At 73.5% G+C, this 15,519-nt stretch carries 17 protein-coding genes; 4 read left to right on the plus strand and 13 right to left on the minus strand.

Going from position 1 to position 15,519, the window contains the following annotated elements; translation table 11 throughout:
• Positions 1–11 precede the first annotated feature (11 nt).
• The gene (locus tag HF519_RS14580; RefSeq protein WP_169413483.1) at positions 12–998 is read right to left on the minus strand and encodes a malate dehydrogenase; all 987 of its coding nucleotides are present in this window, start codon (positions 996–998) and stop codon (positions 12–14) included.
• 138 nt (positions 999–1,136) lie between these two features.
• Here HF519_RS14580 and HF519_RS32870 point away from each other — a divergent pair, with 138 nt between their 5' ends.
• On the plus strand, positions 1,137–2,345 hold the full coding sequence (locus HF519_RS32870) for a DUF418 domain-containing protein (protein WP_312860113.1): 1,209 nt from the start codon (positions 1,137–1,139) through the stop codon (positions 2,343–2,345).
• A gap of 97 nt (positions 2,346–2,442) precedes the next feature.
• Complete coding sequence (locus HF519_RS14590; protein WP_169413484.1) at positions 2,443–2,982, plus strand: hypothetical protein; 540 nt, start codon at positions 2,443–2,445, stop codon at positions 2,980–2,982.
• 1 nt (position 2,983) lies between these two features.
• Here the strand turns inward: HF519_RS14590 and metX are convergent, their stop codons facing one another.
• The 4 genes from metX to HF519_RS14610 are packed head-to-tail and all read right to left on the minus strand — an operon-like array spanning position 2,984 to position 6,438.
• Positions 2,984–4,102 carry a homoserine O-acetyltransferase MetX gene (gene metX, locus HF519_RS14595; protein WP_169413485.1) on the minus strand — a complete coding sequence of 373 codons (1,119 nt, stop codon included), beginning with the start codon at positions 4,100–4,102 and terminating at the stop codon, positions 2,984–2,986.
• Complete coding sequence (locus HF519_RS14600; protein ID WP_312860114.1) at positions 4,099–4,584, minus strand: CoA-binding protein; 486 nt, start codon at positions 4,582–4,584, stop codon at positions 4,099–4,101. The genes metX and HF519_RS14600 overlap by 4 nt, the downstream gene beginning before the upstream one ends.
• On the minus strand, positions 4,581–5,891 hold the full coding sequence (locus HF519_RS14605; protein ID WP_169413486.1) for an O-acetylhomoserine aminocarboxypropyltransferase/cysteine synthase family protein: 1,311 nt from the start codon (positions 5,889–5,891) through the stop codon (positions 4,581–4,583). The genes HF519_RS14600 and HF519_RS14605 overlap by 4 nt, the downstream gene beginning before the upstream one ends.
• Positions 5,892–5,895: 4 nt before the next feature.
• The gene (locus HF519_RS14610) at positions 5,896–6,438 is read right to left on the minus strand and encodes an OsmC family protein (RefSeq protein WP_169413487.1); all 543 of its coding nucleotides are present in this window, start codon (positions 6,436–6,438) and stop codon (positions 5,896–5,898) included.
• A gap of 410 nt (positions 6,439–6,848) precedes the next feature.
• Here HF519_RS14610 and HF519_RS14615 point away from each other — a divergent pair, with 410 nt between their 5' ends.
• On the plus strand, positions 6,849–7,436 hold the full coding sequence (locus tag HF519_RS14615) for a cupredoxin domain-containing protein (protein ID WP_169413488.1): 588 nt from the start codon (positions 6,849–6,851) through the stop codon (positions 7,434–7,436).
• A 127-nt stretch (positions 7,437–7,563) separates the two neighbouring features.
• On the opposite strand, the gene HF519_RS14620 is transcribed toward HF519_RS14615, so the two are convergent.
• Positions 7,564–8,484 carry an acyl-CoA thioesterase gene (locus HF519_RS14620; protein ID WP_438826395.1) on the minus strand — a complete coding sequence of 307 codons (921 nt, stop codon included), beginning with the start codon at positions 8,482–8,484 and terminating at the stop codon, positions 7,564–7,566.
• 25 nt (positions 8,485–8,509) lie between these two features.
• Positions 8,510–9,931 (minus strand): pyruvate kinase, encoded by a 1,422-nt coding sequence (gene pyk, locus HF519_RS14625; RefSeq protein ID WP_169413489.1) that lies wholly within the window; start codon positions 9,929–9,931, stop codon positions 8,510–8,512.
• 82 nt (positions 9,932–10,013) lie between these two features.
• Here pyk and HF519_RS14630 point away from each other — a divergent pair, with 82 nt between their 5' ends.
• Positions 10,014–10,322, plus strand: a complete 309-nt coding sequence (locus HF519_RS14630; RefSeq protein WP_169413490.1) for a VanZ family protein — start codon at positions 10,014–10,016, stop codon at positions 10,320–10,322.
• 21 nt (positions 10,323–10,343) lie between these two features.
• On the opposite strand, the gene HF519_RS14635 is transcribed toward HF519_RS14630, so the two are convergent.
• The 6 genes from HF519_RS14635 to trpB form a co-directional block, all read right to left on the minus strand.
• On the minus strand, positions 10,344–10,994 hold the full coding sequence (locus tag HF519_RS14635) for a DUF2461 domain-containing protein (protein WP_169413491.1): 651 nt from the start codon (positions 10,992–10,994) through the stop codon (positions 10,344–10,346).
• Entirely contained in the window at positions 10,991–11,968 is a 978-nt protein-coding gene (gene lgt / locus HF519_RS14640) for a prolipoprotein diacylglyceryl transferase (RefSeq protein ID WP_169413492.1), read from the minus strand. The genes HF519_RS14635 and lgt overlap by 4 nt, the downstream gene beginning before the upstream one ends.
• A 111-nt stretch (positions 11,969–12,079) precedes the next feature.
• Complete coding sequence (locus HF519_RS14645; RefSeq protein WP_169413493.1) at positions 12,080–12,631, minus strand: copper resistance CopC family protein; 552 nt, start codon at positions 12,629–12,631, stop codon at positions 12,080–12,082.
• A complete protein-coding gene (locus HF519_RS14650; RefSeq protein WP_169413494.1) occupies positions 12,613–13,137 on the minus strand; it encodes a superoxide dismutase family protein in 525 nt (174 codons plus the stop codon). The genes HF519_RS14645 and HF519_RS14650 overlap by 19 nt, the downstream gene beginning before the upstream one ends.
• 219 nt (positions 13,138–13,356) lie before the next feature.
• Positions 13,357–14,166, minus strand: coding sequence for a tryptophan synthase subunit alpha (gene trpA, locus HF519_RS14655; protein ID WP_169413495.1), 810 nt, complete (start codon positions 14,164–14,166; stop codon positions 13,357–13,359).
• On the minus strand, positions 14,163–15,479 hold the full coding sequence (gene trpB / locus HF519_RS14660; RefSeq protein WP_169413522.1) for a tryptophan synthase subunit beta: 1,317 nt from the start codon (positions 15,477–15,479) through the stop codon (positions 14,163–14,165). Before trpB ends, trpA begins: the two co-directional genes overlap by 4 nt.
• Between the last annotated feature and the right edge of the window lie 40 nt (positions 15,480–15,519).

Below are 15,519 nucleotides of genomic sequence, written 5' to 3' on the forward strand. Positions count from 1 at the left end.
CCCGGGTGGGGTCAGAGCAGGCCGAGGGCCTTGACGGCCTCGCGCTCCTCGACGAGCTCGGCGACCGAGGCGTCGATCTTCTCGCGGGAGAACGCGTCGATGTCCAGGCCCTGGACGATCTCCCAGCGGCCGTTGCGCGAGGTCACCGGGAACGACGAGATGATGCCCTCGGGAACGCCGTAGGAGCCGTCGGACGGGATGGCCGCCGAGGTCCAGTCGCCCTCCGCGGTGCCGTTGACCCAGTCGTAGACGTGGTCGATGGCCGCGTTGGCCGCCGACGCCGCCGACGACGCGCCGCGGGCCTCGATGATCGCCGCGCCGCGCTTGGCCACGGTCGGGATGAACTCGTCGCGCAGCCAGGACTCCTCGACCTGCTCCGCGGCGCTCTTGCCGTTCACCTCGGCGTGGAACAGGTCCGGGTACTGGGTGGCCGAGTGGTTGCCCCAGATCGTCATCTTCTTGATCTCGGTCAGCGGCACCGACAGCTTCTTCGACAGCTGCGCCAGAGCGCGGTTGTGGTCGAGGCGGGTCATCGCGGTGAACCGCTCGGCCGGGACGTCGGGCGCGGCGGCCTGCGCGATGAGCGCGTTGGTGTTGGCCGGGTTGCCGACCACGAGGACGCGGATGTCGTCGGCCGCACCGGCGTTGATGGCGCGGCCCTGGGGCGCGAAGATGCCGCCGTTGGCCTCGAGCAGGTCGCCGCGCTCCATGCCCTTGGTGCGGGGGCGGGCGCCGACGAGCAGCGCGACGTTGGCACCGTCGAACGCGGCGTTCGCGTCGTCGGTGATGTCGATGCCGGACAGCAGCGGGAACGCGCAGTCGTCGAGCTCCATCGCGGTGCCCTCGGCGGCCTTCACGGCCTGCGGGATCTCCAGCAGGCGGAGCCGGACCGGGGTGTCGGGCCCCAGCAGCTGCCCGGAGGCGATCCGGAAGAGCAGCGCGTAACCGATCTGGCCAGCGGCTCCGGTGACAGTGACGGTGACAGGGGTGGTAGACACGGGCCGAAGGCTAACCCTCGGCGCGTTCGCGCGCCGCGACGGGGATCACCTCCGTGCCGACCTGCCCGGATCGGCGGACGAACGGCCCACCGATCGGCGGACCGGACAGCCGGGATCGCCCCTCCTAGGCTGGTGATCGTGTCCCGCCCCGCCGGCTCGTCGGACCACCTCGGCGCCACCCCGACCGCGGACCGGGCGCTCGCGCCCGACCTCGCCCGCGGTGCGATGCTGCTGCTCATCGCGTGCGCGAACGTGCACCTGTTTCTGTTCGGTCACCCCCTGGGGGTGCGCGGCTATCCGCGCGACGTCAGCGGCGTCGACCGGCTCGTCGTGGCGGCGCAGATGATGCTGGTCGACGGGCGGGCCTATCCCTTGTTCGGGCTGCTGTTCGGCTACGGCGTCGTACAGCTCGCATGGCGGCGCGGCGCCGCGGGCGTCGACGCGCGGGCCACCGCCCGCCTGGTGCGCCGGCGCGGCGGCTGGATGGTGCTGATCGGGTTCGCACACGGGGTCCTGCTGTTCTCCGGCGACATCGTGGGGGCCTACGGGCTGCTCGCCGTCCTCATGGCCGGCACGCTCGTCGCCGGCTCGGCGGTCACGCTTCTCACGGTGACAGCGGTCGGGTTGTTCCTGACGGCGCTGTTCGGGGCCGCGGGCGCGCTGCCGCCGCCGGATGGGCAGACGTCGTTCCTCGCCTCGATGACCGCCACGGACCCGCTCGCGGCGATGGCCACCCGGCTCGTCGAGTGGGTCGGCATCGGCCTGCTGGGGCAGGTCGTCTCGGTTCTCGGGGCGGTGACGCTGGGGGCCTGGGCGGCGCGCCGGCGGCTGCTCGACGAGCCCGAGCGGCACCGCACGCTGCTCACCCGGGTCGCGGCGGTGGGCCTCGGTGCGGCCGTGCTGGGTGGTGCGCCGCTCGCGTTGATGGCCGCCGGGGTGTGGGCGGACCCACCCACCGGTGTGCTGCTGGTCGCCGGGGCACTGCATGCGGTCAGCGGGTACGCCGGTGGGATCGGGTACGCCGCGCTGTTCGGGTTGTGGGCGATCCGGCTCTCCGCCCGTCGCGCACCCGTGCGCGGTGCCCTGGTGGCGTGCGGGCAACGATCGCTGACCTGCTATCTGGCCCAGTCGGTGGTGTTCGTCGCGTTGCTGCCGGCCTGGACCCTGGGCCTGGGCGCCCGGCTCACGCTCTGGCAGGCCGCGCTGCTCGCGGTCGGCACCTGGCTGCTGCTCCTCGGGGCCGCCGTCGCGATGGAACGGGCGGGGGTGCGCGGGCCGGCCGAGGTGCTGCTGCGGCGGCTGACCTACGGGCGCCCCACCCGGGCGCCGGGCCGGCCACGGACATGATCACCGGCAGCTGCCGTCGCGATGGAGGGTGTCCCGCGTTCGAGGATCATGGTTCACCGACGGCCGGGGCGGCCGTCGCGGGCTAGGGTCGGTGACCATGGCCGACCCGGAGAAGCCTGCGCGCGACCCGGCACGACCCGCACCCGCGGACCACGACCCGCCCCCGGGACCCGCCATGGCCGATCCCGTCCCGCCTGCCGACGAGACCGGTCAGGCCGGGCCACGCCCGCCCGACGACGAGCCGCGCTTCTCCTGGCAGGGCGCCCCCGGCTACACCCCGCTGCCCGAGACCCTCCCGCCGCACGCCCCGATGCCCGGCGCGCCGCCCTACCCGGCGCAGCCGGAGCACCCGCCCGCGCCGGTCGGACAGGCGCCGGCGCGCACCGGCTACGCCCGGGCCCTCGGCGCCACCGCGGTCTGGGCGGCGGTCAACCTGGCGCTCGTGCTGCTGGTCGCGGGTCCGCCGCCGGCGGCGGAGTCCGCGGGGGTGTTCACGGGCAGGCTGGTCCTGCCGATGCTGGTCGGTGCGCTGCTCACCTGGCTGATCGCGCGCCGCCGGCGCTGGCCGTTCCGGCTGCTGGTGGTGGTCGCCGCTCCGCTGTTCTGGGTGCTGCGAGCGCTGGCGAACCTCGTCTGACTCAGGCCTGCAGCGCCCGCGTCAGCACCGCGCTGACCTGCTCGGTCTCCACCAGGAACCCGTCGTGCCCGCGCTCGGACGCGATCACCTCGAGCGGCACCCCGAACGCGTCGGCGAGCTCGGCCTGCTGGCGCAACGGGTAGAGCCGGTCGGTGTCGACCCCGACGATGGTCGGCGTGGCGGTGACCCGGGCCAGCGCCGCCGCCGTGCCACCCCGGCCACGGCCGATCTCGTGGCTGTTCATGGCCAGGTTCAGCGCCACGTAGCTGCCCGCGTCGAACCGCGCCAGCAGGCCACCCGCCGCGTGCTCCAGATAGGACTCGACGGCGAACAGCCCACCACGCAACGGATCCCGGCCGTCCTGGGCGGACCGGCCGAACCGGACGTCGACCTCATCGGCGGTGCGGTAGCTCAGGTGCGCGATCCGCCGGGCGATGCCGAGCCCGGTGTCGGGACCCCGCTCGTGTTCGTAGTAGTCCCCACCGCGCCAGTGCGGATCGGCGCGCACGGCGTCGACCTGGATGCGGCAGAGCCCCACCTGGTCGGCGCTGGCCTCCGCGGCCGCAGCCAGGACGACGACGCGACGGACCCGCGACGGGTGGGCCACCGCCCACTCCAGCGCGCGCATCCCGCCCATCGACCCGCCGACGACGGCCGCCCAGGCGTCGATGCCCAGCGCATCGGCCAGTGGCACCTCCGCGGCCACCTGGTCGCGAATGGTGGTCAGCGGCCAGCGGCTCCCCCAGGCCCGCCCGTCCGGTGCGAGCGACGACGGCCCGGTGGAGCCCTGGCAGCCGCCGATCACGTTGGCGCACACCACGAAGAAGCGGTCCGTGTCGATGGCCAGCCCGGGACCGACGACGCCGCTCCACCACCCCGGTGTCGGGTGGCCGGGCCCGGCCGCACCGATGACGTGGCTGTCCCCGGACAGCGCATGCAGCACCAGTACCGCATTGTCCCGGGCCGGGGACAGCGTCCCCCAGGTTTCGTAGGCCAGCCGCACGGACGGCAACGTGCCACCGAGCTCCAGGGGCAGGGCCGCGGGCAGCTCGAGGAAGTGCCGCTCGCCCGCCGGGTCCCCGTCCCGCCACGCCCCGCTGACCGGCAGAACCGCCGTCACGGGCGCCGCCGCCGTGAGCTGATGACACCGGTATCGAAGCCGGCCAGGTGCAGCCCGCCGTGGAAACGGGCGTGCTCGACCTTCAGGCAGCGGTCCATCACGACCTCGAGCCCGCGGGCCTGGGCGCGCCGGGCCACGGCCGGGTCGAAGAGCCCGAACTGCAGCCAGAAGGTGCTGACGCCCTCGCCCAGCGCGAGCACGTCGTCCAGCACCGCGGGCAGGTCCTGGGGCCGCCGGAACACGTCGACCAGGTCCGGGACGACCGGGAGGTCGGCGAGGGTCTTGTAGACCGGCCGGCCGAGGATCTCCTCGGCGTTGGGATTGACGAAGTACAGGTCGTAGTCGCTGCTGGACACCAGGTAGGTCGCCACGAAGTTGCTGGCCCGGGCCGGGTTCGGGGAGGCGCCGACCATGGCGACGCTGCGCGTGGCGCGCAGCAGCTGCTGCCGGCGCGTCGCCGACGGGTTCTCCCAGCTGCTCACGCGCCCTCCTTCGCGGCCGCGGCCAGTGCCTGGTCGAGGTCCCACAGGATGTCGTCGGCGTCCTCGAGGCCGACGCTGATCCGCACCAGGTCCGGCGGCACACCCGCGTCGCGGAGCTGGACGTCGCTGAGCTGCTGGTGGGTCGTCGAACCGGGGTGGATGACGAGCGTGCGGGCATCACCGACGTTGGCCAGGTGGCTGCACAGCTGCACCGACTCGATGAACCGCTGACCCGCCTCGCGGCCCCCCTGCACCCCGAAGGAGAACACCGCGCCCGGCCCGAGCGGCAGGTACCTCGCGGCCCGGTCGTGGTCGGGGTGGTCGGGCAGCCCGGCCCACCGCACATAGGACACCCTCGGGTCGGCGTGCAGCCACTCGGCGACGGTGCGCGCGTTCGCGACGTGGTTCTCCATGCGCTGCGGTAGCGTCTCCACGCCCTGGATGAGCAGGAACGCCGAGTGCGGCGACAGCGACGCCCCGACGTCACGCAACTGCTCGGCGCGCAGCTTCGTGAGGAAGCCGAACTCCTGGAAGTTGCCCCACCAGTTCAGCCCACCGTAGGACGGGACCGGCTCGGTCATCTGCGGGAAGCGCCCGTTGCCCCAGTCGAAGCGGCCCGACTCGATCACGACACCGCCCAGTGTGGTGCCGTGACCACCGAGGAACTTCGTCGCGGAGTGGATCACGATGTCGGCACCGTGCTCGATGGGGCGGCACAGGTAGGGCGTCGCCAGCGTCGCGTCGATGATCAGCGGCAACCCGGCGGCGTGGGCGACATCGGCCAGGCCGGCGATGTCGGCGACCGCGCCCGACGGGTTCGACACGACCTCGGCGAACACCAGCTTCGTGCGGTCGGTGATGGCGGCCGCGTAGTCCGCCGGGTCGCCCCCGCTGACGAACGTGGTCTCGACCCCGAACCGGCGCAGGGTCACGTCGAGCTGGGTGATCGTGCCTCCGTAGAGCCCGGCGGCGGCGACGATGTGGTCGCCGGCCCCGGCGAGGCAGGCGAACGTCAGGAACTCCGCGGCCTGTCCGCTCGCCGTGGCGACCGCGCCGATGCCGCCGTCGAGGCTGGCGAGGCGCTCCTCCAGCGCCGACACCGTGGGGTTCGCGATGCGGCTGTAGATCAGGCCGTACTTCTGCAACGCGAACAGGCTGGCCGCGTCCGTGGTGTCCTCGAAGACGAAGCTCGTCGACTGGTAGATCGGCACCGCACGGGCGCCGGTGGCCGCGTCCGGCACCGCTCCCGCGTGCACCGCGCGTGTCCGGAACCCCCAGTTCCGGTCCCGCTGGGGCTGCTCGCTCATAGCGTCATCCTGCCCCGCCGGTGATGAGGCGGGTGCTGACGGGCGTCGCATTGCGGAACAGGTCCAGCACCGGGCAGTGCTCGTCGACCGCCGCGGCCAGCTTGCGGTACTGCTCTGCCGACGCCGGGCCGTCGAGCGTCACGCTCACCCGGACCTCGGCGAACCCGGGGCGCACCCCGGAGTCGAGGCCGAAGAAGCCGCGCACGTCGAGGTCCCCGTCGACGTCGATCCGGACGTCGTCGAGCGGGATGCCGAGCTGGGCCGACCAGAAGCGGTAGGTGATGACCTGGCAGGACAGGAGCGCCGCCAGCGCGGTCTCGACGGGGTTGGGCGCGGCGCCCTCGCCACCCAGGGCGGGCGGTTCGTCGACGACCATGGTGTGCCGTCCGACGCGGATCTCGACGCGCAGGCCGTCGCCGCCGGAACCCTCGGCCCGGAACCGGGCGTGCGCCCTGTCGTTGTCGTCGTCGATCTTCGCGGAGGTGGCTCCGACGATCGCGCGCAGTGTCTCGTCCCGGCCGGTGGAGCGAACGACTTCCGTGGACATGGGCTGGCCTCTCGGGGAACGCGGGGGTGAGGGATCTCTGGTGTCAGCGCGAGCCCGGACACGCACAGGTGCACACCCGCTGGAAGTCCACGTGCCGGCGCCGCACGAGGGGCGGCGAACCGGGCGGCATGATGACTTTCCTACCAGGCGGCCCCCGGGTCGCGCAGCCGGCCGGGCCTCGGGCGCTCGGGGCAGCGCGACCGCGCGACCGGACCCCCGGACCACACCCCGATCGGACCGCCCGACAGCGGCCGTTCGGTTCCGCTCGATTTGGGTGTACCGACCGGTGAACCGGCCCTGCCACCCTCGCCCGCACTCGCCCCGCCCACGGGTCCGGGGGGGAGCACGTCGAGGCCGGAGGGGAGCCGGTCGACCACGCACACGGCCCGAGCTGGAGAGAGGTGATCCCGATGGATGTTCGGCGTGAACGGACCGGAGCTGCGACGAGATCCCGGGGCGCCCGGTGGGCGGCGGGGGTGCTCGCCGTGGCCGCGGTCGGCCTGATTCCCACGGTCCTGGTCGCCCCCGCGGCCGCGGCTCACGGCGGGACCTCGGTGCGGGTGCAGGACGAGTGTGAGACGACGTCGTTCAACGCGGCCCTCGGCCCGGGCACCTGCGTCGGCGACGGCGACGGCGACGGCAACGTGACGTTCGCGAAGTTCAGCGAGAAGCTCAACCCGAAGGACGGCGGCCACGGCGCCTGGCGGTTCGACCGCCGCGAAGCGAAGATCCGCCTCGGCGAGAGCGTGCACGTGACGAACGAGGGCGGGGAGGTCCACTCGTTCTCCGAGGTCTCCCGGTTCGGCACCGTCGGCATCCCGCCGCTCGACGCGGCCCTGCCGAACGGATCCCCGACGGCGCTGCCCGTGGGTGACCCGGGGCCGACGTTCCTCCAGCCGGGCGAGACCCTGCACATCCACGGCCTGAGCGCCGGGACGCACAAGTTCGAGTGCCTCATCCACCCCTGGATGCGCAGCACCATCGAGGTGCGCCGCTGAGCCCGGACGGGGTCACATCCGTGACGGACGCGCGCACGGTGGCGCCGCGCGCGTCCAACTCGCGCGGGGCCACACCATGCACGCGTCGTCTGCTCAGCCGGGAGGGAGCCGGCCGGGGTGAGTGTGGCTATGCGCTGTCGCGCGGCAGCCGTACGAGGCCCTCCTGCATCGTGCTCGCGATCAGCCGGCCGTCGGTGGTGTAGAACCGGCCGGTGGCCAGCCCGCGCCCGCCCGACGCGGCGGGCGAGTAGCACTCGTAGAGCAGCCACTCGTCGGCCCGGAACGGCTGGTGGAACCACATCGCGTGGTCCAGGCTCGCCATCTGCACCTGGGCCGACGACATGTCGTGCCGGGCCACCACCGACCCCAGCAGCGTCAGGTCACTGGCATAGGTGAGCAGGCAGACGTGCAGCAACCGATCGTCGGGCAGCGTGCCGTCGGCGCGCATCCACACCCGGACCGGCTCGTCGGAGGCCCCGGGCCGGTTCGACGACCACACCGGTTCGCCGACCACACGGACGTCCAGCGGCCGCGGGATCTCGGACAGCCAGCCACCCTCGCCGCCGGCGGCGATGCGCTGCCCCAGGTCGGGCAGCGACTCCGGGTCCGGCACGCCCGCGGGCATCGGTTCGGTGTGTTCCAGCCCGTGCTGCTCGAGCTGGAACGACGCCGACAGCGAGAAGATCGCCTCCCCGTGCTGGATGGCCAGCACCCGCCGCGTGGTGAACGACCGGCCGTCGCGCACCCGCTCGGTCTCGTAGACGATCGGTACCCGCGGGTCGCCGGGGCGGATGAAGTAGGCGTGCAGCGAGTGCACCTGCCGGTCCGCGGGGACCGTCCGCCCGGCCGCCACCAGCGCCTGCCCGGCGACCTGCCCGCCGAACACGCGGGTCGGCGAGTGCGGCGGGCTGACCCCGCGGAACAGGTTCACCTCGAGCTGTTCGAGGTCGAGCAGGTCCACCAGCTCGTCGAGGACGGCCTGCCCGCGCGGCACGCCGTCGGCGGCGAGCTCGGGCTCCGAGGACGATGCGGTCGCGGGAGAGGTCACGCCGCGATTGTCTCAGCCGCCCCGGTCAGGCGTGGTCCTCCTCGCCGAGGCGGTGCACCCGGATGAGGTTGGTGGACCCGATGGTGCCGGGCGGCGACCCGGCCACGATGACGACCAGGTCCCCGGGCTGGAACCGGTCGATGGACAGCATCGCCTGGTCGACCTGGCGGACCATGGCGTCGGTGGACTCCACCCGGTCGACGAGGAACGTCTCGGTGCCCCACGTCATCGCGAGCTGGCTGCGCACCTCGGGGGTCGGGGTGAAGGCCAGCAGCGGCAGCCGGGTGTGCAGCCGGGCCAGCCGGCGCACGGTGTCGCCGGACTGGGTGAACGCGACCAGCGCGCGGGCCGAGAGCCGCTCGCCGATGTCCCGAGCGGCGTAGGAGAGCACCCCGCGCTTGGTGCGCGGCACGTGGTTGAGCGGCGGCACCGTGGCCGGGCCCGCCTCGACGGCCTCGACGATCTCGGCCATCGTGCGCACCGACTTGATCGGGTAGCGCCCGACGCTGGTCTCACCGGAGAGCATCAGCGCGTCGGTGCCGTCCAGCACCGCGTTCGCGACGTCGGAGGCCTCGGCACGGGTCGGCCGCGAGTTCGTGATCATCGAGTCCAACATCTGGGTGGCCACGATGACCGGCTTGGCGTTCTCCCGGGCGATCTGGATGGCCCGCTTCTGCACGAGCGGCACGTTCTGCAGCGGCAACTCGACGCCCAGGTCGCCGCGGGCGACCATGATCCCGTCGAAGGCCAGCACGATGGCCTCGAGGTTGTCGACGGCCTCGGGCTTCTCCAGCTTGGCGATGACGGGCAGCCGGGCACCCTTGTTGTCCATGATCTTGTGGACCTGGTCGATGTCGGCCGGGCTGCGCACGAACGACAGCGCGACCACGTCCACGCGCAGGTCGAGCGCGAACTCCAGGTCGGCCGCGTCCTTCGCGCTGACCGCCGGGACCGAGACGTTCATCCCGGGCAGCGAGAGGCCCTTGTTGTCACTGACCGGGCCACCCTCGGTGACCTTGCAGACGACGTCGAGGCCCTCCACGGCCACGACACGCAGCCCGACCTTCCCGTCGTCGACGAGCAGCCGGTCCCCCGGGCGGGCGTCGCTGGCCAGGCCGGAGTAGGTCGTGGACACCCGGTCGTGGGTACCGGTCACGTCCTCGACGGTGATCCGGACCTCTCCCCCGGTGCGCCACTCGGTCGGGCCGCCGGCGAAACGGCCGAGCCGGATCTTGGGGCCCTGCAGGTCGGCCAGGATGCCCACCGCCCGGCCCTCCACGTCCGAGGCGTGGCGGACCATCTCGTAGACGCGCTTGTGGTCGTCCCGGTTGCCGTGACTGAAGTTCAGCCGGGCGACGTCCATCCCGGCCCCGACGAGTTCCCGGATCCGGTCCGGGGTCGCGGTGGCCGGCCCGATGGTGCAGACGATCTTGGTGCGACGGCTCACCATGAGAGCGTAGCGCGGTCACTGAAACGATCAGGTTGGAGGAAGGCGAACATTGCGCGCCCTGCTTTTTGTCGCTTCCCTGATGGCGAGTGCGGTGGTGCTCTTCACTCCGGCGTCCGGGGTCCCGTCCGCGCCGCCCGGCGTGGACAAGCTGATCCACCTGCTGGTCTTCGCGGCGCTGGCCGGTACCGGCCGGTGGGCGGGGCTGCCGCTGCGACCACTGGCGGTGGCCCTGGTGGCCTACGCCGCCGGGTCGGAGATGCTGCAGGCGGTGCTGCCGATCGGGCGCAGCGGTGACGTACTCGACGCGCTGGTGGATGTGGCCGGAATCGCGCTCGGCCTCGGCGTCCTGGCCGTCGCCCCGTCGTCGATCCGTCCGCCGCCCTCCTGAGTCCGCCCGTGAACCGTGACCTCAGCGGCGGGGCTGCTCCGACGGCCCGACGTGGTCGGCCAGCCACTCGGCGACCGGACGCGCCGTCCGCCAGGTGTCCGCGACCCGGTGCAGGCAGCCGCGTTCGTGCAGCACGTCGTCGGGGGCCCAGCGCCGCCACACGTACAGCGAGCGGTGCCGCAGCAGACCCAGCCGCGGGTGCTCCGGGTCGACCCCGCGGGGCCGGCTCTTGAGCAGGTCGCCGTCGACGGTGAGCCCGGCCTCCTCGACGGCGGCGAGCCGGGAGGCCAGGTCGTCGCCGCGCCGGTCGTCCGCCACGGCCGTGCGATAGCGGGCGACCTGGTCGGATGCCATCCGGTAGTAACCCGCCGCCGCCATCAGCCCCTCGGCGGAGAGCTCCACGTAGTAGGGCGCCGCGAACCCGCCGCAGTGGGTCTTGTACGGCGTCTTGTCGTGGGAGAACCGGACGTCGCGGTACGGGCGGAAGATCTTCCCGGCGCCGAACTCCGGCTCCAGCGCCGCGAGCAGCGCGAGCATCGGTCCGCGCACGTGCTCGTCGTAGACCGGCTTCTGGTCGGTCCAGTAGGCCTTCGAGTTGTCGGCGAGCAGCCCGTCGTAGAACTCGACCGCGCCGTCGCCGAACCCGTCGAAGACCTCGGTCCCGGCGGTCACGGTGCCCGGTCACGGGTGGGGCCGGAGACCGCCTCGTCCTCGGGCGGCCCGTCCACCGGCGCGTCGGCCCCGGTTCCGGACGGGTCGCCGGCCGGCTCCGCCTCGGGCCGGGTGATCTCCTCGCGGGGCTTGCGGACGAGCACGACGTACGCCACGGCGCAGACGAACACGACGGCGGAGACCACGACGTTGATCCGGACGTCGCCGAACACCCGGGTGGCCGGGTCGGTGCGCATGAGCTCGATGAAGAACCGGCCCAGCGTGTATCCGGCCACGTAGAGCGCGAAGACGCGCCCGTGCCCGAGCCGGAAGCGCCGGTCGGCCCACACGATCACCACGGCGATGAGGAGGCTCCAGAGCATCTCGTACAGGAACGTCGGGTGCACGATCGCGACCGGCGTGGTGTCGAGGGCGACGCCGCCCAGGGCGTCAGGGAAGCCGGTGGCCGGATCGACCCGGTCGTAGATCTCCAGGCCCCACGGCAGGGTGGTGGGCCCGCCGTAGAGCTCCTGGTTGAAGTAGTTGCCGAGCCGGCCGATCGCCTGCGCGACCACGATCCCGGGTGCCACGGCGTCGGCGAAGAACGGCAGCGGCACACCCCGGCGGCGGCACGCGATCCAGGCACCCACTCCGCCGAGCGCGATGGCGCCCCAGATCCCCAGACCGCCCTGCCAGATCTTCAGCGCGTCGATCGGATTCCCGCCGGGACCGAAGTAGGTCTGCCAGTCGGTGGCGACGTGGTAGAGACGGCCGCCGACCAGGCCGAACGGCACCGCGTAGACCGCGACGTCGACGACCGTGCCGGGCTCGCCGCCGCGGGCGACGAACCGCTTCTCGCCCCACACGACGGCCACCACGATGCCCGCGATGATGCACAGCGCGTACGCGCGCAGAGGGACGGGTCCGATGTACCAGACACCGCGGTCCGGGCTGGGGATGTACGCCAGCAGTGCTGAGGTGACGGCGGTGCTCACGCCGCCACGGTAGCGCTCCACGACGACACACCCACCGTGACGCCGCTCGGAGCGCCCACTGACCGGCCCGTCACCCGTTCTCGTCGGTGCGCGCCCGAACGCGCGCGCCGGTCACGGTCTCCGGGCGAGGCGGCGGCCGAGCGGGCCTGCGATCAGGGCACCGAGCAGCGCGATCGCGATCGCCCCGCCGATCAGCCAGCCGGCCGGCGACCGGGCTGGGTCGCCCGGCGCCTGCGCGGCGCACGACACGTCGCCTGCCGGGGCGCCCGGGCCTGCCGCCGGGTCGACCGGCCCGGTGTAGGTGAACACGTAGCCGCCCCGCTGCTCGTGGCCGTCGGGCCCGAGCAGGCACCAGCGCACGGTGTACTCCCCGGCCGCGGGCAGCCGCGGCGCGACGCCGGCGACCAGCGAGCGCTCGCCGTCGGGGGTGACGGCGCCGTCGTCCCAGCGACTGCCGTCGGGGGCCAGCAGCGCGACCGCCCGGGGCGCATCCGGCGCGACCCGACCCGCGAATTCGAGCCGGATCCGCTCCAACCGGTCGACCTGGGCGCCCGGCGCCGGATCGGCACCGGTCAGCGACGTGTGCGCCAGGGCCGGGGGCGCCAGCAGCAGGAGCAGCGTCCCGGCGAACGCCGCGGCCAGGCTCAGGACAGCGGCGCGCATGCGACCCGGTTGTCCATCAGGTCGGCCGGGTGCACGACCACCGCGCGGGCGTCCGCCCCGACCACCGTGGGGTTCTCCGCAGTGGCCGTCGCGGCACCCGACGCGTCGGAGCGGAACTTCAGATGGATCTCGTTCGGGGGCATCTCCGAGCCCGCCGGGTCGATCCGGAAGTGCGGGCCACCGCCCTCCGCGCACTGTCCCGAGTGGACGTGCGAGACGTAGTCGGTGTCCGGGCGCAGGCCCGTGAAGGTGACGGTGACGGTCGTGCCGCCGTCGTGGCGCGCCATCTCGGCGGTACCCGCGACACCCTCGTAGCCCTGCGGGGCGGTCGGCAGCAGCGTGAACGGGCCGCTGCTCAGCCGCCCGCCCGGGACGGCGGCCGCGGGGACGGCCTGCGGGTCGCCGGCGCCCGTCGGGTGTCCCGCGGCCGGTTCCGGGGTGCTCCCACACCCTGCGAGCAGGGCCAGTCCGACGGCTGCCGCACTGACCAGCGCACCTGTGCGCATATTCCGATCCACCTCTTCCGCCGCCCTTCGGCGACCCGTCGTCGTGCCGACCGGCGCTCACCATGTCGACCTGTCCGTCGGGTTGGTCGGCGGGAGGACGGGCACGGTTCCGGCGCCCGCCCGATCCCACGCGAGGTGACCGTCACACGACCGGGGGGCGGGGACACCGACGCGGCGATCTCCTGGATCCGGGCGCTGGGCGGGCTCGGCGGCCGGCGCTCAGGCCGGCTGCGGAGCTCCGGCGGGGCGCCCCGCGCGGCGCACCCCGTCGGACAGCTCGGCGGCCAGCGCGCGCACGCCGTCCCGGCCACCGTTCTCGGCGGCGGTCACGAACGCCGACCCGACGATCACGCCGTCGGCGAAGGACGCGACCTCAGCCGCCTGATCCCCCGACCGCACGCCCAGGCCGACCCCGATCGGCAGCGAGGTGTGCGGGCGGCAACGCGCGACGATCTGTGGTGCGACGGACGCCACGGTGTCCCGCGCCCCGGTCACGCCCATGATCGACGTCGCGTAGAGGAAGCCGCTGCTCGCCGCGGCCGTCGACACGATCCGCTCCTCGGTCGACGACGGCGCGACCAGGAAGATCCGGTCCAGCCCGTGCGCGGTCGACGCGGCCAGCCACTCGTCGGCCTCGTCGGGGATGAGGTCCGGGGTGATCACGCCGAGCCCGCCGGCCGATGCCAGGTCGCGGGCGAACGCGTCGACGCCGTAGCGCAGGACCGGGTTGAAGTAGGTCATCACCACGGCCGAGCCGCCGGCCGCCGACACCCGCTCGACCACCGACAGCACGTCACGGATCCGCGTCCCGGCGCGCAGCGCCTTCTCGGCGGCGGCCTGGATGGTCGGGCCGTCCATCACCGGGTCGGAGTACGGGATGCCGACCTCGAGCAGGTCGCACCCGCCCTCGACCAGCGCGTTCAGCAGGTCCACCGAGCCGTCGACGGTCGGGTAGCCCGCGGGCAGGTAACCGATCAGCGCACCGCGGTCCTGGGCGGCGCAGCGGGCGAAGACGTCGGCGACGGTCACAGCTGGATCCCTTCGGTCTGCGCGCCCGGATCGGCGAAGGAGGAGTCCGAAGCCGACAGCGCCCGCTCGGCGATCGCGGTCCCGTCCGCGTCCTCCGCGCGCTGGTCCTCACCGATCATGCCGAACCACTTCGCCGCGGTGTCGACGTCCTTGTCACCGCGCCCGGACAGGTTCACCAGCACGACGCCCTCGGGCCCGAGCTCACGGCCCAGCCGCAGCGCCCCGGCGACGGCGTGCGCGGACTCGATGGCCGGGATGATCCCCTCGGTGCGGCACAGCAGCGCGAAGGCCTCCATCGCCTCGGCGTCGGTGATCGGCTGGTACTCCGCGCGCCCGATGTCCTTGAGCAGAGCGTGCTCGGGGCCGACGCCGGGGTAGTCGAGTCCGGCGGAGATCGAGTACGACTCGCTGGTCTGGCCGTCGGAGTCCTGCAGCAGGTAGGACATCGCCCCGTGCAACGCACCGGGTGAGCCCTCGGTCAGCGTCGCGCCGTGGCGGCCGGTCTCGATCCCGTCGCCGCCGGGCTCGAACCCGACGAGCCGGACACCCGGGTCGTCGAGGAACGCGTGGAAGATCCCGATCGCGTTGGAACCGCCGCCCACGCAGGCCGCGACGGCGTCGGGCAACCGACCCGTCCGCTCGAGCACCTGCTCGCGGCTCTCCAGCCCGATGACGCGGTGGAAGTCGCGGACCATCACCGGGAACGGGTGCGGGCCGGCCACCGTGCCGAGCAGGTAGTGCGTCCCGTCGACGTTCGTGACCCAGTCGCGCAGCGCCTCGTTGATGGCGTCCTTGAGCGTTCGCGAGCCGGTCTTGACCGGGACGACCTCGGCGCCGAGCAGGCGCATCCGGGCGACGTTGAGCGCCTGGCGGCGGGTGTCCACCTCGCCCATGTAGATCATGCAGTCGAGCCCGAGCAGCGCGCACGCGGTGGCGGTGGCCACCCCGTGCTGACCGGCGCCGGTCTCGGCGATCACCCGGGACTTGCCCATCCGCTTGGTGAGCAGCGCCTGACCCAGGACATTGTTGATCTTGTGTGACCCGGTGTGGTTCAGGTCCTCGCGCTTGAGCAGGATGCGCGCCCCGCCGGCGTGCTCGCTCAGCTTCGGCGCGTCGGTGAGCGGGGACGGCCGCCCCGTGTAGTCCCGGTGCAGCCGGTCGAGCTCGCCGAGGAACTCCGGATCGGACCGGGCCTTCTCGTAGGCCGCGGTCAGCTCGTCGAGGGCCGCGACCAGCGCTTCCGGGACGAACCGCCCGCCGTAGCGCCCGAAGTGCCCGCGTGCGTCGGGTTCGTGCCCCGACCGGGTCGCGATGCCGTGGCTCGCCCTGACCCCGCCGTCCGGATGGGTGGTG

The sequence above is a fragment of the Pseudonocardia bannensis genome (genome assembly GCF_012911875.1).
GTDB classification, from domain to species: domain Bacteria; phylum Actinomycetota; class Actinomycetes; order Mycobacteriales; family Pseudonocardiaceae; genus Pseudonocardia; species Pseudonocardia bannensis.